This is a genomic window from Candidatus Epulonipiscium viviparus, assembly GCF_000171335.1.
GTDB classification, from domain to species: Bacteria; Bacillota; Clostridia; order Lachnospirales; family Cellulosilyticaceae; genus Epulonipiscioides; species Epulonipiscioides viviparus.
In genome coordinates, this window is sequence record NZ_ABEQ01000045.3 from 1 (window position 1) to 25,353 (window position 25,353).

Genomic DNA, 25,353 nt, shown 5'->3' on the forward strand with positions numbered 1-25,353 from the left:
GCATCTGCGAAAGTTTATACCGTCTTTAGAACATTCGATGCGAAAATCGTTTTCTCGTCTACTTAATCGGTACCACATCGAAGTAATGTTAGCGGCAATTTCTGTTGTTGCCCAATCTGAATATCCATTGTTTGTTACAACACTTCCTAAATGCCCAAACTCATCATTTTCCTTTTCTATAGAAGCCTTAAACCAATTATCACAATCCAAATACATAGCAATGCCGCACTGGTCATACCGATGCTTGCTATCAAACTGCGTCTTTACCACAAACGAAAAATATTGCTTATCTGTCGACATTTGCARAATTGGTGCCGTATCATTTCTAAAGTGATAAAAAGTTCTCTGCCATAGATCCGTATGCGGTTGCGTCACGATTTCCACTCTATCTTCTGATATAACAAAATCTTTTGGGGCATTGGTCCATTCAAAATGTTTCATACAAAATTCCTTCCTATTTATAATGTTCTTTTTAGATATATCATATCCACCAGTTGTATTCCATTTTCATAAATCGGATGATCATAATTATCTACAAAAAAATTTTTCGCTACATGTGATCTAGTAAAGCCGCACTTTTCATAAAATGGAATAGTCAATCGACTCTCACCAGTTCCCACTATAATCTCCGCAAAGTCATCTGCATATGCGTTCGCGAGATATTCTATCATAGAATAACCGTAACCGCAACGCTGAAACTCCGGTACTGTTGCAATATTTTTTATTTCGAGAGTAGCCGTTTTGCCCTTAACTACTGCAACTACGCAAATAGTTCGCAAAACTTTTTCATCATATAGCGCATACATAGTCCCGTTTTCTAAATATCTGTCAATCATACTTTCTTGCTCATCTGCCAAAAGCAATAGCTCCAAAAATTGTTTTTTATTTTTCACTTCTTTTATCATAGTAATATTATAACCTCGATTTACTAAAAAATACTTTTTTGGAGAAACTATTCTTATTACACCATCTGTAAAGGAGATGATTTTAATGAAAATGAAATTCTTAAATTCTGCAAACGGATCACAAAAAGTGCATAAATCTGGAAAAATTACTCTTACCGCCGCTGCAGAGACAGACTTCTTTGTTGGATACGATACCAATACAGATTCTGTTATTCGAAGAGGCAACGCACCTTTTTTGTTCCAAGAAATTACTGGAGATTTTGTAATAACTGTAAAAGTCGAAGTGGATTTTACCTACACCTACGATTCTGGAGTTTTGATGCTAATGAGCGATGAAAATTTATGGGCAAAGGTGTGTTTTGAACAAACTGATTTTGCCACTATTGCCGTTGTGAGTGTAGTTACCGAAAACTTTTCTGATGATGCCAACGGCTGTAACATCCGTCAAAAATATGTGTATCTCAAGGCCGTGCGAGTAAAAAATAATATCTCATTTCATTATTCATTAGATGGAGAAGTTTACAACATGGTTAGGCTTTTTAACATCCCCTTTAACAAAACCATCTACGCAGGTCTGGCGTGTCAATCTCCCGTTGGAAAGGGCACCACTGCAACGTTTGATGACCTGGAAATCAAAGCAATTACAGTGAACAATATTCGAACCGGACAATAAGCTTCAAAAAATTATTTGTCAACCTCAGCAAAACTTGTAGATATATACAACCCTCTGTCATATTATATAATCTAAAGAGGGGTGAAAATTATGGAACTTACATGGCTACAAGTGAAAGATTTATTTCAACCTTCAGATTTTGTTTTCGATACTACAGAACAAATTTCTGAAAATCATTACTTTATACAACAAGATGTTTCTGCGCTAAATTTTGCTTTAAATTTAAACGATTATAGTATTTTTATCGCAAGCGAAGACCATTTTTTAGACAAAATCAGACAAATGATTGAAGACAAGGCCACTTCACTAGAGACCCCAGATGATTTATGTTACGTATTTAATTTTGATGAGCCAAACAAACCTAATGCTGTATATATCTCAGCCGGAGTCGGTGCGCGTCTTAGCGATGACCTAAAGGAGTTTACCGCATTTTTGAAAAACGAACTCAAATTTTCGAATACTTTATCTCAGGAGCAAGATCTGGTTAATGCCAACGATATTGCAAAGGACGAATTATTTGCTGCCTTAAAAACCGAAGTTTTAAAATTGGGGTTTAAGATTAAGGATGTAGATGGCGGCTGGTCTTTTGTTGCATCTGGGCATAAGATAAAATATTCTGAGGCGAACGCAGCGCTTGTAAAGCAATTGGCACAAATTACCATTACTAAGATTCATGACTTAGATGACCAGTTGGATACTGCATTAACAAACATTTTCGAAGAGGAACTCCTGAAACAAATCAGTGCCCCTTTGCACAAACTTAAAACAAAGTATAGTACCTATCCAGAATTGCTACAATATTTTCAAAAYATTTCTGATGACATCATAGAAAACGCCGAGACATTTGCTCCGCCAGCCGATAATCCAGAAGSTGAATCAGCCTTAAGCGCATTATTGCCTATGCTAGGTGGTCTCGATATAGATGAATTTTTAAAGCGATACGAAGTAAACGTAATTGTTGATAACGGCGCAACAAAAGGCGCTCCAGTAATATTAGCCACCGAATGTGATTATAGCTCTTTGCTAGGAAACATCGTCATTAACGATACTCCAGAAGTATCTAATATTATAGCAGGAGAGCTTCATAARGCACGCGGCGGCTTTTTGATTGTAAAGGCTGCCGATATTGTTGAACGCATAGACGGCTGGGATGCCATCGCCAAAACACTCAAGACCGGCTTTATTGCTATGAAAGATATTAAAAGCGACACGATCAATAAACCCAAAATGCTGGAGCCCGCAAAAATTACTGCCAACGTTCGCATTATTATGGTTGGTTCACATTATCACCACGAAGCACTCAAAGAATATAGTGCTATGTTTGATGAACTATTTAAGTTGAGAATTGACTTTGCTGATTGCGTTGCTTACACAAAAAATATGGTAGARGTGATTGGATACGAAGTTCAACAATTTACGAAGGCWAAAAATCTCAAACCGGTTACAACCGCCGCACTGTTGCGTGCAATTAGAAAAACTCAGGAACGCTCCGACAAAATCAACTTAGACTTTAGACCAATAATGAAGTTTATYGAGGAAGCCAATTCTATAGCAGCAGACGAAATTACTGCCGCTGATATCGATGCGGTGGATAATTTTCACAAAACATTGTTAAATAAAGTTCACAAAAATGCCGCCGAGGATTATTTACTGGAGAGAACATTGATTGATGTAAGCGGCGCTAAAGTTGGAGAAATTAACGGTCTTTGCGTATACGATTTAGGTGAATACTCGCTGGGGCAACCTGCAAAGATTACTGCAACTTCATATAGAGGCAAAAAAGGTATTATTAACATCGAAAAAGTTGCGAAGCTAAGCGGCGAAATTCACACCAAGGGCGTCGAAATTATAGAAGGCTTTATCGGAAATCGATTTGCCAAACATATTGATCTTAATTTGAGCTGCAAGATATGCATGGAACAAAGCTATGGTGGGCTCGACGGCGACAGTGCCTCTAGTGCGGAGCTTTATGCTATTATCTCCAGCATTGCGGATATTCCTATTAAGCAAAACTTGGCAGTAACTGGGTCTATCAATCAATATGGCTGCATCCAACCCGTGGGGGGGCTCAACGAAAAAATCGAGGGATTCTTTAGAGCCTGCCAAAGCAAGGGGCTAACTGGTGATCAGGGCGTTATTATTCCTCATCAAAATACGGTAGATTTGGTTTTGTCAGACGAAATTTTAAACAGYATCAAAGACAGTCGCTTTCATATTTATACAATTAAACATTATGAGGAGGGCATCGAACTGCTAACCGGATTATCCTCTACTCAAGTAGAATATGCTGTTATAAAAAATTTGATGGCAATGAACATGAAATAGATAAATTAAGCTACACTATGTAAGTTTCAGTGTAGCTTTTTTATGCTTATAAATATTGAGAAAAAGGGTAATACTAAGATCACCATTCTTGAAAGGAGGTTCCGATGAATAAATATGATGAAGTTTATGATATTCGATTAGCAACTGCAGATGATCAAGCTGCCATTATGCAATTTATTGACAATTATTGGAAAAAGGGTCATATCTTAGGTAGCAACGAGATTTTGTTTGAATATGAATTTAGAGAAGGGAACAAAATTAACGCGGTTCTTGCTATCAAAAAATCTACCAATTCTCTAGAAGGCATTCTCTGCTTTTTAAATTGTGCCAAAGGAGGCGCTTCTCCTGATCTATGGGGCAGCCTTTGGAAGGTCAAGGATGAACGCGAAAACATGCCGTTTTTAGGTATCGAGCTAGGCAAACGCATTCTATCGCTAACTGGTGCCGAAAATCATTTGGGCAGCGGGTTAAATATCAACACTACAGTTCCCATCAGAGAACGTTTGTTTAAGGATCAATGTGCCAAGATGCGTCACTTTTATATGCTGAACCCAGAAATGGTAGATTTCAAAATTGCTAGCATAGAAAATTTGGCATCGACTACAATTTCTACTGGGGCAACGCTTGTGCCACTGCATTCGGCATCAGATTTTGTGGCCGCGTTTGATATCGCAAAACATCCGCAGATCCCTCGCAAAGATGCGGCGTATATAGAATATCGATACTACAATCATCCCATATATAAATATCAGGTCTTTGCAATTAAGCCTACTGGCGCTATGCCTACCGACGCTGCAAATGCCGTTGTTATAATCAGAGCAATTCAGGTTGAAGATAGAGCCATCCTCAGAATTGTAGATTTTCTGGGAGACCAAAAACTTTTTGCTATGGTGGGTGCAAATTTGGCCCAATTGCTTATAGCAGGCAATTATGAATATATTGATTTTTATGAACACGGATTTAATGCGGAATATATTTTGGCGGCAGGATTTGTAGAGCGCCTCGCCAACGATGCAAATATAATTCCAAATTATTTTGAACCATTTTTGAAGCGCAACATCGATATATGGGTTCATTATAAACCCGACGAAACTTTATTTTTTAAGGCCGACTCAGATCAAGACAGACCCAGTATTGTTTAGAATTAGAAAGGATGAGCTATGTTATTAGAAGGAAAAACCGCATTAATTACAGGAAGTAACCGCGGAATTGGTGCCGCAATATTAGAAGCATACGCAAGCAATGGCGCTGCAGTAGTTGCTCACGCCCGACAAGAAACTGCAGAGTTTACAGAGCAYCTAGGCAAATTAGCTGATACCTACAAAGTTGCAATCGAGCCAATATATTTTGATTTATCTGACGCAGATGCAGTAAAGAACGCTATGCGTGAGTTTATGAAAAAGAARAYGCCTATTGATGCGCTCGTTAACAATGCCGGCATAGTTCATAATTCGTTATTTCATCGATCTACAATGGCAGAGCTCGAGCAAATATTTCAGGTTAATTTGTTCGCACCATTTATACTGATGCAAAATATCTCTCGTCTTATGATGAAAAACGGTGGTGGTAGCATAATCAATATCGCTTCTATTGCCGGCAAAGACGTACGATTCGGTCGTAGTATTTATTGCTCCTCAAAGGCTGCCATGATCTCAATGACGGAAGCACTCTCGAAGGAGCTGGCCGGAAACAACATTCGTGTTAACTGCATTGCRCCTGGAGTTATTCAAACTGACATGATTAAGCTCCAAGACGATCAGTTTGTCGAAGAGCAAGTGAATCAAACCGATATGAGACGGATGGGTACTCCTGCCGATGTTGCTAATGCGGCGGTYTTTTTGGCATCGGAGAAATCTAACTTTATTTCGGGACAAGTTATTGTTGTGGATGGTGGACTAATTAGAAATTAGAAGGAGGTTGCAATGGAGTCAGATATCAAAGTTTGCAATGATATGAGACGAAATTTGTTAGAAATGGCATACAGCAAGGGAAACTCTGGTGCCCACATTGGTGCCGGGCTTTCTATTATCGAAATTTTAAAGGTAATTTATTTTGATATTAAGCGCCCCAACGACTGTTTTATATTGAGCAAGGGCCACGGGGGCATTGGGTATTACACAGTTTTATATGAAGCAGGATTGATAACCAAAGAGCAACTGTTTTCATTTGGCAAAGATGGCGGAATTTTATCTACGCATCCTTCTAAAAATTTGGATATCGGCATAGAATGTTCTACCGGCAGCCTTGGAATGGGGCTCTCCTTTGGTATTGGCAAGGCGTTGGCGGCGAGAATTACCGGTGCTGATGACCGAGTATATGTACTGTTGGGCGATGGCGAATGTAACGAAGGCTCGGTGTGGGAAGCTGCAATGTTTGCGGGGTCTGCAAAGCTTACCAATTTGATAGCTATCGTAGATGCCAATAAATTCCAGCTAGATGGACCTACTGCAGAAGTACTATCTTGTGATTTGCCAGCCATGTGGGCAGCCTGTGGTTGGAGCGTTRCTTCTATAGACGGAAATAATTGTGATCAACTGCGAGAAGCTTTTAGCCTCAAGCCTGCAAACAAGCCGCTATTGGTCTATGCCAACACAATAAAAGGCAAGGGAATTTCGTTTATGGAAGCCAATAATGAGTGGCATCATACGCGATTGGTTAAGGATCAGCTCGATGCCGCGTTAGCCGAACTAAACATCGCCGAAGTTGATGATGCGACAAGTATTAATGTTGCGGAAATGATTGTTACACAAGATGAGGTGACAGTATGACAGACAAGGAATTTAAAAAAACGGCTCGCACTCTTAGTTTGTTGGGACAACGCGGAGCTCTTGGTGTTGCCATAGATATGCTAGGAAAATCTAACGATAAAATTTGTGCATTGACTGGAGATTTAAAAAGTTCTTGTAGACTCGAACGATTTGCTTCGGCGCATCCTGATCGATTTTTTAATGTAGGTATTGCAGAACAAAACATGGTTGGAATCGCTGCGGGATTGGCTTCAGAAGGATTTATACCGTTTGCTGCGAGCTTCGCTAATTTTAATGTGATGAGAGCAAATGAATTTGTCAAAAACTTTATGGGGTACATGAAGGAGAACATCAAATTGGTTTCTATCAACTGTGGATTTTCTTCGGGAATGCTAGGCAATAGTCATTACGCACTAGAAGATGTTGCCGCGCTAAGTGCCATTCCCAATATTACAATTCTCTCACCTGCCGACAGTGTTGAAGCGCAAAAAGCCGTGATCGCAGCTGCCGAGTACGATGGGCCRGTTTATATAAGGCTTACCGGAGATGCWTCAAACCCAATTGTATATAAGCAAGATTATGATTTCGTTATTGGCAAACCCATATGCTTAAAAGAGGATGGCAATATAGCATTACTGGCTGCGGGCACTTCAGTATATCACTGYCTCGTTGCAGCATCGGCGTTGGCTGCAGAAGGAATACATGCTGCAGTATGGAATGTGCATACGCTTTCACAGATTGATGATGCTAGCTTGGATGAGATTTGCAAGAGTGATATGATAATTACCGTTGAGGAGCACCGCAAAAAAGGTGGCTTGGGCAGCTTCATATCCGATCAAGTTATTTTGCGAGAAAAATTTCCTAAGTTGAGGCGCATTGGACTGGATGCCAAGTATGATATGGCTGGTACATTTGACTATTGCCTCGAAAAAAATAATTTGAAGGGCGAGCCGCTAGTGGCGGAAATCAAGAGATTAATCAATTCGTAAAGGAGATTTGTTATGGACAACAATGAAAAGTATTTAAAAATTTTTATTGATACATTTGACATTAGTGCCGAAGAAGCAAAGGTGCTCAAATATCACGATATCGATGACTGGGATAGCGTTGGCCACTTTAACCTAGTAAACGAAATCGAAGAGGCATTTGATATTATGATGGAAACTGATGATATCGTTGATCTCAGCTCTTTTGACAAGGGCAAAGAAATTTTAGCGGAGAAATACGATGTGGAATTTTAAAAAATAYGCTACCAACGTAGCAGCAATTGATGAATCGGGGGTTTCGTTGACCTATAATCAACTAGCAGACGAAATCGCTACTTTGGGAGCGCATATGGCCACTCGCTCCTTACTTTTTATTTTATGCAATAACACGATGGGTGATTTTGTAGGATACGTAACTTCAATAGCCAGCCGATGCGTACCCGCATTACTGAGCGCTTCGATGGATCCAACACAAGAGCAGTATCTGATAGAGCAGTATAAACCCAAATATTTGTGGGTTCCAAAAGAATTGGCCGCCAGATACGCAGATTATAGATTGGTATATGAAAAGTATGGCTTTGTTTTGCTGAGCAATCCAAATAATACGACACCAATATATCACGAACTCGCTTTGTTGTTAACCACAAGCGGATCCACCGGCAGCCCCAAATTTGTTCGCCAAAGCTACAAGAATATTTTTTCTAATGCAGCGAGCATCGCAGACTATTTAGAAATCGATCAAACCGAGAGACCTATTACAACGCTGCCGATGAATTACACCTACGGACTAAGTATAATCAATTCGCATCTGCTGGTCGGCGCGACTATTTTAATCACCAACAAATCGATTACACAAAAAGAATTTTGGACGTTTTTTAAGGAACGCGAAGCAACGAGCTTTGGAGGAGTTCCATATACGTATGAGATGCTCGACAAGCTGCGCTTTTTCAAAATGAAGCTGCCTAGTTTACGAACTATGACACAGGCTGGAGGAAAATTGTTACCATCGCTTCATGATGCGTTTGCCAAATATGCGGAGGAGACGGGTCGCCAGTTTGTGGTTATGTATGGCCAATGTGAGGCAACAGCTAGAATGGCCTATCTGCCTGCAGACAAGAATTTGACAAAAATTGGCAGCATGGGCATTGCAATTCCAGGCGGCAAATTAATTTTGATAAACGAAGAAGGTAATCAGATTACTACACCATTTACAACAGGCGAGCTTATATATTATGGCGATAACGTAACGCTAGGATATGCGGAGTCTGCGGTCGACCTARCTAAAGGCGATGAGCGCCAGGGGGTATTAGATACTGGCGATATGGCAGARTTTGATGAAGATGGCTATTTCTATATCGTGGGTCGAAAGAAACGCTTCCTTAAAATATATGGCAACCGTGTAAATTTGGATGAAGCCGAACGTATGTTAAAGACCGCGTTTCCAACAATCGAATGTGCTGTAGGCGGAGTTGATGATGCGCTATGGATATTTACAACCGACGCATTTGCTGGAGAAGCTATGCGAAAATTCCTTGCCGAAAAGACATCCCTAAACTCTGCCGCATTCCAATATACTTCTGTAGCTGCAATACCTAAAAACGATGCAGGAAAAATATTGTATACGGAATTGCAAATACCATAATCCGATGCTTAGGCAGTGTATTGAGCGTGCGCTGCCTAAGAAAAACCAGGAGGTCATATGATTGACTATGATGAAMTTTTAAACTTAGCACCATACTCTATGAATAAAAATACTAAGCAACGATGGATCTCCGAACTACTTATAGATCTAACGCAACATCACTATGAAAATTGCCCTGAGTATAAGAAAATCCTCGATGCATTCAATTTTGATGCGGCATCAGCTGCAAGCTATACTGACATACCATTTATTCCAGTTCGATTATTTAAGGAATACAACCTCAAAAGYGTTCCTGACGAAATRCTTTTTAARACGCTCACCAGCTCTGGCACCACTGGGCAGCAAGTTTCCAAAATTTTCCTCGACAAAACTACTAGCAATATTCAAACCAAAACTTTGACCAAAATCGTTGCCAACTTTATAGGCAAGGGCAGACTTCCTATGATTATATTAGATAGTAGCGGGGTGGTTAAAAACCGTCAAATGTTTTCTGCCAGAGGTGCGGGAATCATAGGCTTTTCTATTTTTGCTAGAGATAAAATTTTCGCTTTTGATGATGATATGAACTTGGATGTTGAGGGCTTAAAACTATTTTTGGCGAAGCATTCTGGAAAACCGATTTTCTTGTTCGGATTTACATTTATGATTTGGCAACATTTTTATAAAGCACTTCTTGAATCGGATTATCGCCCCGACTTATCAGAAGCTATCTTATTTCATGGCGGTGGCTGGAAAAAACTCATTGATCAAGCTGTTAGTRCAGAGAAGTTTCACCAAGCTCTTAACGAAGTTTGTGGCATACGCAGCATCCACGACTACTACGGCATGGTCGAACAGACGGGCACTATCTACGTCGAATGCAGYGAGGGCAACCTTCATAGCAGCATCTTTAGCGATRTTTGTATACGCAACCCCCGCGATTTTTCCGTTGCCAAGATYGGGGAACGCGGCTTGATCGAGGTCGTATCCATTTTGCCATACTCATATCCCGGTCACATTTTATTAACAGAAGACGAAGGAATGATTTGCGGCGAGGACGACTGCCCTTGCGGAAGGTTGGGCAAGTATTTTAAGATCTTTGGCAGAATTAAAAACGCCGAACTAAGGGGGTGCAGTGACACTTATGGAAAATAATAACATAATTGTATTATGCGGAGACATAGCATCTGCTCAGAAAGCTGCAGCATTAAGACCGTTTGATCCTGATGCAATAGAATTCTTGGCTACAATATCTGATATATTGATGAAAGATAAAACCGTTAGAGCATTTCCCGATATCGTCACCTTTGCTTTTTTYTGTAGGCACAAAAATCTTATAGCAATGTCACAAAAATACGATACAGCATCACGAGTGGGACAAGGCCTTTGCTTTCATATCGCACCGAGCAACGTGCCAATAAACTTTGCGTACTCTCTTGTTGCTGCGTTACTTGCCGGAAACGCATCGATAGTGAAAATCTCCAGCAAGGATTTTGATCAGACAGCCATCATTGTTGCTGCAATAGAAGCCGCTACTGCACAGACAGGATTTCCGGCGGAGTATGCAACCATCGTTCAATATCCTTCTGCTAATGCCGAGGCGACGGCTACCCTTTCTGCCATGTGCGATGTACGAATGATATGGGGCGGTGACGACACGATAGCTGCAGTGAGGAAGGCCGAGATTGCCCCTCGCGCTTTTGATATTACTTTTGCAGACCGCTACTCAGTGGCAGTTGTTGATGCAGAATTCATCGAGCAAATGGACGACCTCTCAAAGTTGGCAGAGGGATTTTATAACGACACTTATTTGTATGATCAAAACGCATGCACATCGCCACGATTAGTTTATTGGATAGGTGACGAGACTGCAGTTGCCGCGGCAAAAACAAAATTTTGGGCCGCAGTTTACGATCAGGTGGTGGCTCGATATTCGCTCGAAACTGTTGTTGCCGTTGACAAGTACACCAATGCATGTCGAGCAGCCATTGAACTAGATGACGCATCGATTGTGGTAGCAGATAACTATATCACACGACTTGAAGTGGCTTCTCTCACTGCAGATGTGGCGAAATTTTATACAGCTGGAGGTAGTTTCGTTGAATATGTAGCAACCGACATCGAAGACTTGCTCTCCATTGCTGACAAAAAATACCAGACCATTGCATATGCAGGAACTGCAGCTATAGCAGATGCTGTTGTTGTACGCGGTATTCGAGGAATCGATCGGGTAGTTGATATAGGAAAAACCACAGACTTCAATTTAATTTGGGATGGCGCCAACTTAATTTTGCGACTCTCTCGAATTGTCTTTTCTTAGCCCTCTGCTGTAGAGGGTTTTTAATTTGCTGAAATTAGAATGTATTAAAATCTTCAAAAATGCACACCCTAATAGATAATTATAATGAACGAGGTGCATGCCATGCATATGCTAAAGCAGTTACTAGCGATTACCACAATTTTAATCAGTACCAATGTTTACGCTATTCCCAAAAATTTTATAGAGGAACAAACTAGCGTATACAACCTAGACGAGATTCATTCATATGTGCATACGCCAACACAGATGAGCATCAAATGGGTGGAAAACAAAGATAAGCTTGCCACATTTTGTTTGGGAGTGCGTACACCAACAACAGACAATACAGGTGTAAATCATATTATCGAACATACCGTATTTACTGGATCTAAGAAATTTCCCAGCGGAACGCTATTCTTTGATGCAAATGCCAACTTTCCCCACACATATATGAACGCACAAACAGCTGCAGATTATACACTGTATCCGTTTCAGACTCCTTATGAAGAGAGCTTCTATGGATTATTAGAAGTATATCTCGATAGCGTGTTTAACCCAAACATGTTGAATTCGCCGCACAGTTTTTATGAGGAGTCTTTTTATTTTGACCCAAATACAGACAAATATGGTGGCGTTGTTTATAACGAAATGAAGGGTGCCAACAGCCAGTTGGGTCGCATCTTGTATCGAAACATACGCAAAACAGTTTATGAGGGAACGCATTACCAAAACGATAGCGGCGGGGACGTAGCCGAAATACCCAAACTAACATATCAGCAATTTGTAGACACATATAAAAGCTATTATTACCCGCAAAACATGATGATTGCCCTTTATGGAGATTTAGATATAAACGAYACGCTCAAGATAATTGACACCTATTTGTTGGATGCCGAAGGAGACGCATCTGCCACGGCCATAGCAGTTAATACTAGCCCGACGTTGAAATATACAGATACGGAGTTGACATATAGCACAGAAGAGCAAGATGCGTATGTTATAAAAAGCTTTGTTATGCCCGACAAAATGGATGCGATTAAAATGATAGAATTAGATTTGTGGCTAAACACCTATGTAATCAATCCCAATTCTCAATTTCGCAGAAATCTCAAAACKCGCGGCATAGAGCAAATCGAAATTTTTAAGGACCAAGAGCTGGTCAACCCTATATATTCCATTATTGTATCTAAGGTAAATCCCGAAGAAATAACCCATGTTCGTACCATTATAGACGAAGAATTAGCAACTCTATTTGATGGACCCGAAGATATTTTGTTAGAACAAGACGTTATAAGGCAGCTTAAGTTAGAGTTGGCTAACGAAGAAATGAACATATCGCGGGGGCTTGATATAACGCATACGATGGTTTCGAATTGGGTTCACGATGTGGATCAGATGTCGTATTATACAACGCACAAGTATATAGAGCATTTATCGGACGTTGACGAGATTGCCGGAAGCGAGATATTTAGGCAGGCACAGTGTGTGAATATCAACTTAATGCCTAGCAATGATGCGGCTCCGGCAAATCCCTTAGAAATAGCTGCAATCGAYCAGGATCAGTGGACTAATATAGTTACCTCTATGAGAGAATGGCAGAAAACGTATGACCAGAAGGTGTTGGAGCCAACTGAGCTTAAGAAAATGATTATAGGATATGATATTAAGAAAAGGGAACATGAGCATCAGGATATAGACTATAGTTTGTATTATGCGGACACAAATTTATTGACCACAGAATTGTATCTAAATACATCGCATATTCCACAAGAAGAGCTTCCGCATTTATTTTTGTATAGCTTTTTGCTTCAAGAGGCCGGGCGAGAGATGACGCCGTTTAAGGGAATATTAAACTCGAAGATTGTCGCGTTTGAGGACGAAGAGGAGTATAGGCCGTATCAGAAAATCGAAATAGTGACGGATAATGAGACCAATCAGACAGAGCTTCTTCAGGAAGTGCAGCAATATCTAAAGGGCAAGGACGAGCACTGGCATTCTATGCAAATCGAAAAGATAATATCCAAATTTTATAGCGAATTTCAAAACGATATCATTACCACATTAATGCAATTGACAAATGGCACTGGCAGCGGCGCAAAGCGATATTTATATGAGGCACATTACCCRTTTTATAAATTTGCGCTTGAATGCAAAAAGGGAATGCAGCCAAACTATATCGAAAAAACATTTGAAGTCGCCAACAAGCTGGCACCGACGGAAGATTCTTCTGTKGCKATYATTGGTGACAAATCTGAAGTGAAGCATACGTATCGCAGCTGGAAAGCATTTATTAAGGAGAATATGCTACACGATGTGCAAGAACAAGACTACAACTTTAAGGTTATATCTAAAGAYAGTGTGTATTACAAGAAGGGACAGGTTGACTATTTGCTATATAATTATGATACCAAAAARGAYTTTGTAGACGGACAAGACTATCTGCTTGCMGCRTTYGCGACGAAAAACTATTTGCAGCCTGAGATCAGAATCAAAAAAGGCGCGTATGGCAGCGGAATGCAAATCAAATTTCCCAATACAATAAGTATTTATACGTATCGAGATCCGCATTATAAAAGTTCGGTAGATATAATCAATGATATGCCACAAATGCTAGACGTTGAAAATATTGAGGAAAAACTTTTACTGGCAAAATCGGAGGCGATAAGCGATTTTCAGGCACAATTTGGCCTATTAGGCGCAGATACCAAAAAGGCCAGCATTGCACACACGATGTCTTTGATGGATGTTGAAACCGATTTTTTGAAACATACGCAAAAGGAAATAGCAAAATTAGATGCAGATGATTTGAGAGCAGAAATGGAAAATTTAACCGAAATTATTAATGATAGCAAAAAGGGTGTGTGTATTAAAAAATAGCATACAAAAAAGGGGCACTCAGCCCCCCTATAAGTTGATTATTCTGCATCTAAATCTAGCATTACGATATCTCCAAGCCACAACTTGCCTTGAGAGTTCATTTCCCAGCCTTCCACTTCGTCCACTGCAATTAAGGTGTTTACATAATAATAAACAGGGATGATCGGCATATCGTTCATAAAAATTTCTTCGGCTTTGTATAAGTGATCCATGCGCTCTTGCCCAACTGTTGTTCTTGCCAACGCAATTTGTTCGTCGAAATCAGGGTTTGAATAGCCACCGTTATTTTGTGGATTGCCAGTGGTAAAGATGTCTAGCATAGTGTTTGGATCCACATAGTCGCCGATCCAACCGTGTCTTGCAATCGAATCATAMGCTTGGTTGTTTCTAGTTTCTTGGAAGACAGCCCACTCTTGATTAGTGAGCGTTACATCGATGCCAAGGTTTTCTGCCCACATAGCTTGCATAGCTTCTGCGATGATTTTATTTCCTTCGTTGGTATTATAAAGAATTTCGAGTTTCGGAAAACCTTTGCCATCTGGATATCCTGCATCTGCCAAGAATTTTTGCGCTGCTTCTACATCCGCACGCACTGGAACTCCATAGTCACCAGCAACTTCGTGGAATACATTTCCATCTGCATCGAAAAATCCAGGTCCTACAAATCCTGTTGCTGGGAGCTGACCTGCTGCAGTGATTTCGGTGATAGTAGTACGATCGATTCCCCAGTTGAGTGCTTTACGAACGTTTACATCTTGAAGGATTTCGTTGTTTAAATTTAGCACCATATAGTATGTTCCGATATACGGATTGATATAAAATTCTGGATTTTCTACCATCAACTTTGGAATCTCCGCAGTAGGCACAGACTCTAGCATATCCAATTGCCCAGACTGATATGCTGTATATGCGGTCGACGCATCAACGATCATTTTGCATACAACTCTTTCTAGTGTTACAGCATCGGCATTCCAATAGTTTTCATTTTTAACAAGAATTAACTCGTCGCCAAGAGAATATTTTTCTAATTTAAATGGCCCGTTTGAAATTGCTTTTGCAGGGTCTTTTGCCCAAATTCCTTCTGMATCTACAACGTCAGCGCGCACTGGCATAAATGTTGCAAAACCTGTGAGACCCAAGAAATATTCTGTTGGATTAGCAAGAGTAACTTCTAACGTTTTATCATCAATTGCTTTTACACCTAGTTCTTCTGGCTTTTTCTCACCGGCTGTAATTTCTACGGCATTAAGGAGATTTGCACTGCTCATAATATATGCATATTCAGCCGCAAGTGCAGGATCTACAGCTCTTTGCCATCCAAATACGAAATCTTGTGCAGTAACAGGCTCGCCATCAGACCATAGCGCATCTTCACGAATTTTGAATGTATAGACAAGACCATCATCGGAAACAGTCCAAGATTCTGCCATTCCTGGTCTAATTTCACCATCAACATCACGAATTAATCCTTCAAATGTGTTGTTTATAATTTGACCGCCATCTACAGCCGAGTTGAGCTGAGGGTCGATAGTAAGGGGATCTGCACCTAAATTATATATGAGTTCTTGCTCTTGCGCAATTACATAGCCCTCTGGAGAAAGCTGAACTTCGCCAGTTGGGGTTGGTGCTGTCGCTGTGTCGTCTCCACCACACGCAGTAAGCATTGCAGTTGCAGAAATTAATAGTGCCATCATTGATAAAAGTTTTTTACTCATTTTAATATCTCCTTATAATTTATAATATGTGTAATATACGAAAGTTTAATTTGCTAATTATTCTAAATCTAACATAACGGCATCGCCAAACCAGAGCCCGCCCTTAACATCCATCACCCATCCTTCAACCTCGTCGGCTGCAATCAAAGTATTAACATAATAATAAACTGGGATGAGAGGCAAGTCTGCCATTAAAATTTCTTCGGCTTTGTATAAATGATCCATTCTCTCTTTTCCGACCGTCGTGCGTGCCATAGCCATCTGAGTATCGAATGCTGCATTGGAATAGTCGCTGCTGTTTTGGACATTTCCGGTGGTGAATATATCTAGCATCGTGGTTGGATCTGCGTAGCTTCCGATTAAGCCGTGTCTAGCAATTGAGTCATAAGCGTGTTGATTTCTTGTTTCTTGAAATACGGCCCATTCTTGATTGGTGATTTTAACATCTATACCCAAGTTTTCGGCCCACATTTCTTGCATCGCTTCTGCAATTAATTTGTGATTTTCGTCTGTGTTATAAAGTATTTCGATTTCTGGAAAGCCTTCGCCATTTGGATACCCCGCATCGGCCAAAAATTTCTGTGCAGCTTGGGGCTCTGCTCTAAGAGGAATTCCATAGTCCCCTGCAACATCGTGAAATTCGTTTCCGTCTGTATCGAGATATCCTGGACCAATATATCCTGTTGCTGGGATTGGCGCTGCACCTGCAATTTCGGTGATAGTTGTTCTATCGATGGACCAGTTGAGTGCTTTTCGAACGTTAATATCCTGAAAGATTTCGTTGTTCATGTTCATAACCATAAAATAAGTTCCAATATATGGCAAAGTATAAAATTCTGGATTTTCCACCATCAGCTTTGGAATTTCTGCGGGAGGAATTGTTGCAAAGATATCTAGCTGACCCGATTGATAAGCCGAATATGCGGTCGATGCGTCAACGATCATTTTGCAAGTAATTTTATCTAAGCTTACGGCATCAGCGTTCCAGTAATGTTCATTTTTAGTAAGTACGATTTCGTTGCCAATGGCATATTCTGATAATTTAAAGGGGCCGTTTGAAATTGCCGTTGCAGGATCCCGTGCCCAGCTACCATCTGGATCTGCAATGTCTTTGCGTGCGGGCATAAATGTGGTCGAAGTGGTAAATTCTAGAAAATATGCCGTTGGATTAACGAGCGTTACCTCCAATGTTTTATCATCGAGCGCTTTGACTCCTAACTCCGTACAATCTTTTTCACCCAACAAAATTTCTGCAGCATTAAGAATGCCTGCCGTACTCATGACGTATCCTTTTCCTGATGCAACAACCGGATCGACAGCTCTTTGCCACCCAAATACAAAATCGTGTGCAGTAACAGACTTGCCATCAGACCATCGCGCATCATCACGAATTTTAAATGTATATATGCGTCCATCATCTGAGACAGCCCACGACTCTGCCATTGCCGGAATCAGCTCGCCATGAATTTCTCGAACCAACCCTTCAAACGTATTATTAATAATTTGGATTCCAACGACCGCGGCATTGAGCTGAGGGTCTATAGTAAGAGGATCCGACCCTAGGTTGTAGACCAGTTCTTGCTTTTGCGCCACAGGATATCCATCTGGAGAAAGCTTTATTTCGTTAGTTGYAGCTACTGCCGACGCTGCRTCCTCTCCGCTGCAAGCAGTTAACGTAGCAGATGTAATTAGCAATRCGGTTAATAATTTTTTGCTCATTTTRAATGCTCCTTATTRGTTCAAATCTAGCATTACAATATCCCCAAACCAAAGTTTGCCTTTGGAATCCATRACCCATCCCTCCACATCATCATCTACAAGAAGAGTGTTCACATAATAGTAGACAGGGATAATAGGTATATCGGTCATCAAAGTTTCTTCGGCTTTGTACAAGTGGTCCATTCGTTCCTTTCCGACAGTAGTTCGCGCAAGATGCATATGTTCATCGAACGTTGCGTTTGAATAACCGCCATTATTTTGGGCACTGCCGGTCATAAAGATATCGAGCATCGCAGTGGGGTCTGCATAGCTTCCAATCCAACCATGCCTTGCAATAAAATCGTATGCGTGCTGATTTCTTGTTTCTTGAAACACGGCCCATTCTTGATTTTTAAGAGTTACATCGATGCCTAAATTTTCGGACCACATTTCTTGCATTGCTTCTGCGATCAACTTGTGCCCATCATTTGTGTTATACAAAATTTCGATTTCTGGAAAACCTTCGCCATTTGGATACCCCGCATCGGCCAAAAATTTCTGTGCAGCTTCGGGCTCTGCTCTAAGAGGAATTCCATAATCCCCTGCAACATCATGAAATTCGTTTCCGTCTGTGTCGAGATATCCAGGACCGACAAATCCTGTTGCAGGAATCTGGCCTGCACCTACAATTTCTGTAATAGTGGTGCGATCTATGGCCCAATTTAGTGCTTTGCGAACATTGATATCTTGAAATACTTCGTTATTCAAATTCATGATCATAAAATAAGTTCCAATATATGGAATAACATAAAATTCTGGATTTTCCACAATCAGCTTTGGAATTTCTGCTGGGGGAATTGCAGCCACGATGTCTAGTTGATCGGCTTGATATGCGGGATAGGCAGCGGATGCACTGACAATTAGCTTGCATATAACTTTGTCTAGGCTTACAGCGTCCGCGTTCCAGTAGTATTCATTTTTAGTAAGTACAATTTCGTCGCCAATTGCGTATTCTGAAAGCTTAAACGGGCCGTTGGACACAGCAGTTTCGGGAGTCCGTGCCCAAACTCCTTCTGAATCTGCGATGTCTTCGCGTGCGGGCATAAATGATGCGACACTAGTAAACTCCAAAAAATATGCTGTTGGGTTGATCAGCGTAACCTCTAATGTTTTGTCATCGAGCGCTTTAACACCCAGCTCTGTATAATCTTTTTGGCCTGCCAATATTTCTGCGGCATTGAGGATTCCGGCACTACTCATTACGTAGGCTTCTCCCGAGGCAACTGCGGGATCGACGACTCTTCTCCAGCCAAACACAAAATTGTGTGCAGTAACAGGCTCGCCATCAGACCACATAGCGTCATCACGAATTTTAAATGTATATACGCGTTCATCATCTGAGACAGTCCAAGACTCTGCCATTGCCGGAACCAGCTTTCCATTTACTTCTCGCACCAAACCTTCAAATGTATTGTTGATAATCTGGCTTCCATCTACAGCAGAATTCAGCTGAGGATCTATGGTTAGAGGCTCCGCTCCTAAGTTGTAGACCAGTTCTTGCTTTTGCGCCACAGGATATCCATCTGGCGAAAGCTTTGTTTCGTTAGTTGCAGCTACTGCCGACGCTGCATCCTCTCCGCTGCAAGCAGTTAACGTAGCAGATGTAATTAGCAATGCAGTCAATAATTTTGTATTCATTTTGCCTGCTCCTTATTGTTCTAAATCTAGCATTACAATGTCGCCAAACCAGAGTCTTCCTTTAGCATCCATGGCCCATCCTTCGACATCATCGTCGGCAATAAGAGTATTAACGTAATAGTACACAGGGATAATAGACATATCTGCCATAAAAATTTCTTCGGCTTTGTATAGATGATCCATTCGTTCCTTTCCGACAGTAGTTCGTGCGAGATTCATCTGCTCATCGAACGCTGGATTTGAGTAGTCGCCACTGTTTTGAACATTGTCAGTCATAAAGATATCGAGCATCGCAGTGGGRTCTGCATAGCTTCCAATCCAGCCATGCCTTGCAATAGAATCGTAAGTATGTTGATTTCTTGCTTCTTGAAATATGGCCCATTCTTGATTTGTAAGAGTTACGTCAATGCCTAAATTTTCGGACCACATTTCCTGCATGGCTTCTGCAATCAACTTGTGCCCTTCATCTGTGTTATACAAAATTTCGATTTCTGGAAAACCTTCGCCATCTGGATATCCTGCATCGGCCAAAAATTTTTGTGCGGTTTCGGGCTCTGCTCTAAGTGGAAGTCCATAATCGCCTGCAACTTCGTGAAACTCATTTCCTTCTGTATCGAGATATCCAGGACCGACAAATCCTGTTGCAGGAATTTGACCCGCACCTGCAATTTCTGTGAGAGTCGTTCGATCGATGGACCAGTTTAGTGCTTTGCGAACATTTATATCTTGAAAAACTTCGTTATTTAAATTCATAACCATAAAATAAGTTCCGATGTATGGAACGATGTAAAATTCTGGATTTTCTACAATGAGCTTTGGAATTTCTGCTGGAGGAATCGTCGCAAAGATGTCTAGTTGATCAGATTGATATGCGGCATATGCAGTGGATGCATTGACAATGATTTTGCATATAATCTTATCTAGACTGACGGCAGCAGAATTCCAGTAGTGCTCATTTTTAGTAAGTACAATTTCGTTGCCAATGGCATATTCCGAAAGTTTAAACGGACCATTGGAGACCGCAGTTTCGGGATTTCGAGCCCACATTCCTTCTGGATCTGCGATGTCTTCGCGAGCTGGCATAAACGTCGCGGAGCCTGTAAACTCTAAAAAGTATGCAGTTGGATTTGCTAGTGTTACTTCTAACGTTTTATCATCGATAGCTTTGATGCCTAGTTCTGTATAATCTTTTTCGCCAGCTAATATTTCTTTGGCGTTGAGRATTCCGGCGCTTCCCATTACATATGCTTCTCCGGAGGCAACTGCCGGATCGACGGCTCTTTGCCAGCCAAACACAAAATTGTGTGCAGTAACAGGCTCGCCATCAGACCACATGGCGTCATCACGAATTTTAAATGTATATACGCGTTCATCATCTGAAACAGTCCAAGACTCTGCCATTCCCGGTACCAATTCGCCGCGTACATCACGAACCAAACCTTCAAATGTGTTATTTATAATTTGACTACCAACAACTGCAGCATTGAGCTGAGGATCTATAGTAAGAGGCTCAGAACCTAGATTGTAAACAAGTTCTTGCTTTTCTGAAATAGGATATCCCCCAGGAGAAAGCTTTGTTTCTTTAGTTTCAGTGATTACCGATGTAGTATTATCATCTCCACTACAAGCGGTTAACGCCGCTGCCGTAACTAGCAGTGCTGTTAGCAATTTTTTATTCATTTCTAAATTCCCCTTTTTATTTATATTGTTAYARTAGGCAGGTGCAACCGAAGTCACATTTCCTGCCACTGTACGTTTTTTTGTTAACTAAAATAGATGACAAGCTACTTGATGATTATCTTCTATTGTGTGTAACTTRGGTTCAGATTCACTACATCTTTCGGTACAATATTGGCATCTAGTTCTAAAATGGCAACCAGAAGGTGGATTTAATGGACTAGGCACATCGCCTTGAAGTATAATTCGGCCCTTAGATTTTTCGCTTTGAGGGTCTGGAATAGGTATTGCAGATAGCAAAGCTTTGGTATATGGATGAACAGGAGTACTATAAACTTTATCTCTGTCTCCTATTTCAACCAATTGACCAAGATACATTACACCTATTCTATTTGAAATATGCTTAACCATAGATAAGTCATGAGCGATGAATAAATATCCTACTCCTGTTTTGCTCTGAATCTCTTCTAGCATGTTAACAACTTGCGCCTGAATTGATACATCGAGTGCAGAAATAGGCTCATCGCATATGATGAATTCTGGATTTACAGCGAGCGCTCTTGCTATTCCAATACGTTGGCGTTGCCCACCAGAAAATTCATGAGGATAACGGCTTGCGTGATCTTTCATAAGACCAACTCTCTCGAGAAGGTCGGCTATTATTTCGTCGCGTTCTGAATGATTAGCAGCAACTTTGTGCGTGTCAATTGCTTCGCCTATTATATCTGCAATGGTCATTCTTCCGTTTAGGGACGCATAGGGATCTTGAAAAATCATCTGCATTCGTTTACGGTATGGCAACATTTGCTTTTCTGTRAAGTTTGTAATGTCAACACCATCAAATATAATTTTACCACTAGTTGGTTGGTATAGCTTTAATATGGTACGCCCCGTGGTGCTTTTACCGCAGCCTGATTCTCCAACCAATCCTAGTGTTTCGCCTCGATTAACAGCAAAAGATACGTTATCCACAGCTTTAACATGTTGCTCTACTTTGTGAATAAATCCTGTTGATTTTGAAAAATACTTTTTGAGTTCTTGAACTTCTAATATCGGAGAAGCCATTTACATCACCTGCTTTCTAACAGATTCTGGTGCGTCAGGATGATACAAATGACATCTTGACTTATGCCTTTTTGAAACATCATATAATTCTGGAACTTCTTCTAAACAAATATCCATTGCAAATTCGCATCGTTTACAGAAAGCGCATCCTTGTGGCGGATTTAACATGTCTGGAGGCGATCCTGGAATCGGAATTAATTTTTGTTTGATTAGTATATCGGGATTCGGAACAGATTTCAGTAGACCAATTGTATAGGGATTTTTTGGAGATGCAAACAAATCGACTACGCTGGCCTCTTCCATAATCATTCCACCATACATAACGATAACTCTGTCGCAAAGTTCTGCAATAACACCTAAGTCATGCGTAATAAATATTATGGATGTATCTAATTTAGTACGCAGTTCTTTTAGCAGATCCAGAATTTGCGCCTGAATTGTTACATCAAGAGCTGTTGTTGGCTCATCTGCTATTAATAGCTCTGGCTCACACGAAAGCGCCATCGCAATGATGGCACGTTGACGCATTCCTCCAGAAAATTCGTTGGGATAGTTTTTCATACGTTTAGCAGGATCAGGAATTCCCACGGCTTCTAACATTTTGAGTGCAGTTTCCTCGGCTTCTTTCTTAGAAACCTTTTTGTGTGCGCGTATTACTTCTATCATTTGGTTTCCGATAGTATATACAGGGTTTAATGCAGTCATCGGATCTTGAAATATCATAGAAATTTCGTCACCCTGAATTTTTCGCATCTCTTTTGGAGATTTTGTAACTAAATCTTCACCTTTAAACAGTACTTCTCCCTTTTTAATTTTGCCCGGATGCTGAAGAAGTTTCATAATAGACATACAGGTGATGCTTTTGCCACTACCAGACTCTCCAACAAGCCCAACTACCTCACCCTTTTTAATATCAAATGATACATTTCGTACGGCCTTTACTTCTCCTAAGTGTGTAAAAAAGGAGGTTTCAAGACCTTTAACTTCTAAGATTTTTTTAGTTTTCATAAAATCCTCCTATTTCCTTAAACGTGGATCTAACGCATCGCGCAAACCATCGCCCAAAAAGTTAAATCCAAACATTGTAAGTGCAATGGCAACAGATGGTGCTATGATTTGATATGGGTATGAACGGATTCCACCCAACGCATCGTTTGCAAGAGTTCCCCAAGATGCTTCTGGTGCAGAAACGCCAAGACCAATAAAACTTAAAAACGCTTCTGTAAAGATCGCGCTTGGGATAGACATCATCATAGAAACTACAATAGGCCCAATAGCGTTAGGAATTAGATGTTTAATAACTATTTTAGTTTTAGAAACTCCAAGCGCTCTTGCCGCCAAAACAAACTCTTGCTCTTTTAGGCTTAATACCTGACCACGAACCAGTCTTGCCATACCCACCCAATAGACTAAGCCGATTGTTAATATAATAGTATGCAGACCTGGGCTAATTACTACCATGAGTAAAATTACGATTAAGAGTAATGGTACTGAATTGATTATATCAACAATACGCATCATTATGTTATCCACTCTTCCGCCTTCGTATCCCGAAATTCCTCCATACAATACACCAATAAATAGATTTACTACTGATGCAACAAGACCTACTGTTAATGAAATTCTTGCTCCATATAATACACGCGTCCATACATCGCGACCAAGATTATCTGTTCCTAATATATAGCTTTTATTCCAAACATCTTTGACATTATATTTATCAATTAATTTACCATTTACATATATATCATATTTGGTTTTCATATCAGTATTTTCTGTAGAAACTTTACTACCTTTAGTTCTATTTTTTTGTGCAACAGAATAATCAAATTTTACTTCTTTGCCATTGATTCGATATAGAATGAACTTTTCAGCTTTGTTATCTTCTATAATTTCGGGAGCACCTAGTAGCTCCCCATCCGCGGTTGCTTCTATCAGTTTATAGTCATTATGTACTAATACATAATCTCCGCCTCCAATATTTGTCAATTGAATATTTGGAGCGATGTTGGCAAGGGCCGTATTTTGCTCTGAATAACTGTATCCAGAAAACATTGGCCCAAACATAGCAAGGAAAGCAATAGTTGCAATAATAACTAACCCTGTCATTGCCATAACATTTTGTCTCAGCCTTCTCCAAACATCTTGCCAGTATGTGAGGCTTTTTCTAGTTTCTTGTGCACTACCTAAGAGGTCCTTATTAATTGGTTCCCACATCTTTGCTCATCCTTTCTAATCATTAAATTTAATACGAGGATCTATAAACGCATACGCGATATCAACAAGAAGTACCATAAAGATATAGATAGCGGCGTAGAATAATGTGATACTCATGATTACTGTATAGTCACGGTTTGTAACACTCTCAGTGAAATACTTTCCGATTCCAGGAAGTGCAAATATTCTTTCAATAACGAATGATCCTGTTAAAATACTTGCGACCATTGGCCCTACATAAGTTATGACTGGAATGAGCGCATTTTTTAGTGCGTGCTTTCCGATAACTCTTATTTGACTTAGACCATTTGCTTTGGCTGTTCTGATATAATCTTGACGCAATACTTCTAGCATACTCGAACGCATCAGCCTGGTTACATATGCAAGCGAAAATCCAGCAAGCGCAATAACCGGCCCTATGTATGAGCTAGGTCCATCAAGTCCTCCTGCAGGAATTAGCTTAAGTTTTTCACCAAAGATATACATTATAAATGTTCCAATAACAAAGCTGGGGACTGCGATACCAATCGTCGCTATAAACATAACAATATGATCTGTCACAGTATTTTGCTTGAGTGAAGAAATCATTCCTATTGGAATTCCCAAAGCTAAAATTACTATTACCGCAACAATACCTACTTTGGCCGAAACCGGAAGACCTTGTTCGATCATATCATTTACCGAAACACCTATCTTTTGCATTGAAACTCCCAAATCACCCTGAACAACATTACCAACGTAATTGAGATACTGTTTCCACAGCGGATCATCCAACCCGTATTTTTCCATAAGTGCGGCTTCTATTTCTGGTGGCAATGCTCTATCTCTTGTAAATGGACTCCAGGAATAG

At 40.4% G+C, this 25,353-nt stretch carries 21 protein-coding genes; 11 read left to right on the forward strand and 10 right to left on the reverse strand.

Annotated features, from left to right (window positions below):
- Together EPU_RS07435 and EPU_RS07440 are read right to left on the reverse strand one after the other, a co-directional pair.
- The coding region (locus EPU_RS07435) for a DUF1349 domain-containing protein (RefSeq protein WP_029488207.1) at window positions 1-441 on the reverse strand (441 nt) is incomplete at its 3' end.
- A 17-nt stretch (window positions 442-458) separates the two neighbouring features.
- Window positions 459-905 (reverse strand): GNAT family N-acetyltransferase, encoded by a 447-nt coding sequence (locus tag EPU_RS07440; protein ID WP_010168094.1) that lies wholly within the window; start codon window positions 903-905, stop codon window positions 459-461.
- 85 nt (window positions 906-990) lie between these two features.
- On the opposite strand from EPU_RS07440, the gene EPU_RS07445 reads away from it, so the two are divergent.
- The 11 genes from EPU_RS07445 to EPU_RS07495 all read left to right on the forward strand — a co-directional run bounded on the left by EPU_RS07445 (window position 991) and on the right by EPU_RS07495 (window position 14,433).
- The gene (locus tag EPU_RS07445) at window positions 991-1,578 is read left to right on the forward strand and encodes a DUF1349 domain-containing protein (protein WP_010168095.1); all 588 of its coding nucleotides are present in this window, start codon (window positions 991-993) and stop codon (window positions 1,576-1,578) included.
- Between the two features lie 90 nt (window positions 1,579-1,668).
- The gene (locus EPU_RS07450) at window positions 1,669-3,903 is read left to right on the forward strand and encodes an AAA family ATPase (RefSeq protein WP_029488209.1); all 2,235 of its coding nucleotides are present in this window, start codon (window positions 1,669-1,671) and stop codon (window positions 3,901-3,903) included.
- Window positions 3,904-4,007: 104 nt separating this feature from the next.
- A complete protein-coding gene (locus tag EPU_RS07455; RefSeq protein ID WP_010168097.1) occupies window positions 4,008-5,045 on the forward strand; it encodes a hypothetical protein in 1,038 nt (345 codons plus the stop codon).
- A gap of 18 nt (window positions 5,046-5,063) precedes the next feature.
- Complete coding sequence (locus EPU_RS07460; protein ID WP_029488210.1) at window positions 5,064-5,813, forward strand: SDR family NAD(P)-dependent oxidoreductase; 750 nt, start codon at window positions 5,064-5,066, stop codon at window positions 5,811-5,813.
- A 12-nt stretch (window positions 5,814-5,825) separates the two neighbouring features.
- The gene (locus tag EPU_RS11930; RefSeq protein WP_010168099.1) at window positions 5,826-6,671 is read left to right on the forward strand and encodes a transketolase; all 846 of its coding nucleotides are present in this window, start codon (window positions 5,826-5,828) and stop codon (window positions 6,669-6,671) included.
- Window positions 6,668-7,639 carry a transketolase family protein gene (locus tag EPU_RS07470; RefSeq protein ID WP_029488211.1) on the forward strand — a complete coding sequence of 324 codons (972 nt, stop codon included), beginning with the start codon at window positions 6,668-6,670 and terminating at the stop codon, window positions 7,637-7,639. Before EPU_RS11930 ends, EPU_RS07470 begins: the two co-directional genes overlap by 4 nt.
- 12 nt (window positions 7,640-7,651) lie before the next feature.
- Window positions 7,652-7,891: a hypothetical protein gene (locus EPU_RS07475; protein WP_010168101.1), complete on the forward strand. Its 240-nt coding sequence runs from the start codon at window positions 7,652-7,654 to the stop codon at window positions 7,889-7,891.
- Window positions 7,878-9,278 (forward strand): AMP-binding protein, encoded by a 1,401-nt coding sequence (locus EPU_RS07480; protein ID WP_029488212.1) that lies wholly within the window; start codon window positions 7,878-7,880, stop codon window positions 9,276-9,278. The genes EPU_RS07475 and EPU_RS07480 overlap by 14 nt, the downstream gene beginning before the upstream one ends.
- Before the next feature lie 57 nt (window positions 9,279-9,335).
- Window positions 9,336-10,412, forward strand: coding sequence for a LuxE/PaaK family acyltransferase (locus EPU_RS07485; RefSeq protein ID WP_029488213.1), 1,077 nt, complete (start codon window positions 9,336-9,338; stop codon window positions 10,410-10,412).
- Window positions 10,402-11,577: an aldehyde dehydrogenase family protein gene (locus EPU_RS07490; RefSeq protein WP_044149822.1), complete on the forward strand. Its 1,176-nt coding sequence runs from the start codon at window positions 10,402-10,404 to the stop codon at window positions 11,575-11,577. The genes EPU_RS07485 and EPU_RS07490 overlap by 11 nt, the downstream gene beginning before the upstream one ends.
- 102 nt (window positions 11,578-11,679) lie before the next feature.
- Window positions 11,680-14,433 carry an insulinase family protein gene (locus EPU_RS07495; protein WP_029488215.1) on the forward strand — a complete coding sequence of 918 codons (2,754 nt, stop codon included), beginning with the start codon at window positions 11,680-11,682 and terminating at the stop codon, window positions 14,431-14,433.
- 38 nt (window positions 14,434-14,471) lie between these two features.
- Here EPU_RS07495 and EPU_RS07500 read toward each other — a convergent pair whose 3' ends face one another.
- The 8 genes from EPU_RS07500 to EPU_RS07535 form a co-directional block, all read right to left on the reverse strand.
- Window positions 14,472-16,148 (reverse strand): peptide ABC transporter substrate-binding protein, encoded by a 1,677-nt coding sequence (locus tag EPU_RS07500; RefSeq protein ID WP_010168106.1) that lies wholly within the window; start codon window positions 16,146-16,148, stop codon window positions 14,472-14,474.
- A 57-nt stretch (window positions 16,149-16,205) separates the two neighbouring features.
- Window positions 16,206-17,867, reverse strand: coding sequence for a peptide ABC transporter substrate-binding protein (locus tag EPU_RS07505; RefSeq protein ID WP_029488216.1), 1,662 nt, complete (start codon window positions 17,865-17,867; stop codon window positions 16,206-16,208).
- A 12-nt stretch (window positions 17,868-17,879) separates the two neighbouring features.
- On the reverse strand, window positions 17,880-19,544 hold the full coding sequence (locus EPU_RS07510) for a peptide ABC transporter substrate-binding protein (RefSeq protein ID WP_010168108.1): 1,665 nt from the start codon (window positions 19,542-19,544) through the stop codon (window positions 17,880-17,882).
- A 12-nt stretch (window positions 19,545-19,556) separates the two neighbouring features.
- Window positions 19,557-21,224 carry a peptide ABC transporter substrate-binding protein gene (locus EPU_RS07515; RefSeq protein WP_029488217.1) on the reverse strand — a complete coding sequence of 556 codons (1,668 nt, stop codon included), beginning with the start codon at window positions 21,222-21,224 and terminating at the stop codon, window positions 19,557-19,559.
- An 87-nt stretch (window positions 21,225-21,311) separates the two neighbouring features.
- Entirely contained in the window at window positions 21,312-22,286 is a 975-nt protein-coding gene (locus tag EPU_RS07520; protein WP_029488218.1) for an ABC transporter ATP-binding protein, read from the reverse strand.
- Window positions 22,287-23,294 (reverse strand): ABC transporter ATP-binding protein, encoded by a 1,008-nt coding sequence (locus tag EPU_RS07525; RefSeq protein ID WP_010168111.1) that lies wholly within the window; start codon window positions 23,292-23,294, stop codon window positions 22,287-22,289.
- A gap of 9 nt (window positions 23,295-23,303) precedes the next feature.
- Window positions 23,304-24,503 (reverse strand): ABC transporter permease, encoded by a 1,200-nt coding sequence (locus EPU_RS07530; RefSeq protein WP_010168112.1) that lies wholly within the window; start codon window positions 24,501-24,503, stop codon window positions 23,304-23,306.
- Window positions 24,504-24,518: 15 nt separating this feature from the next.
- The coding region (locus EPU_RS07535) for an ABC transporter permease (protein ID WP_010168113.1) at window positions 24,519-25,353 on the reverse strand (835 nt) is incomplete at its 5' end.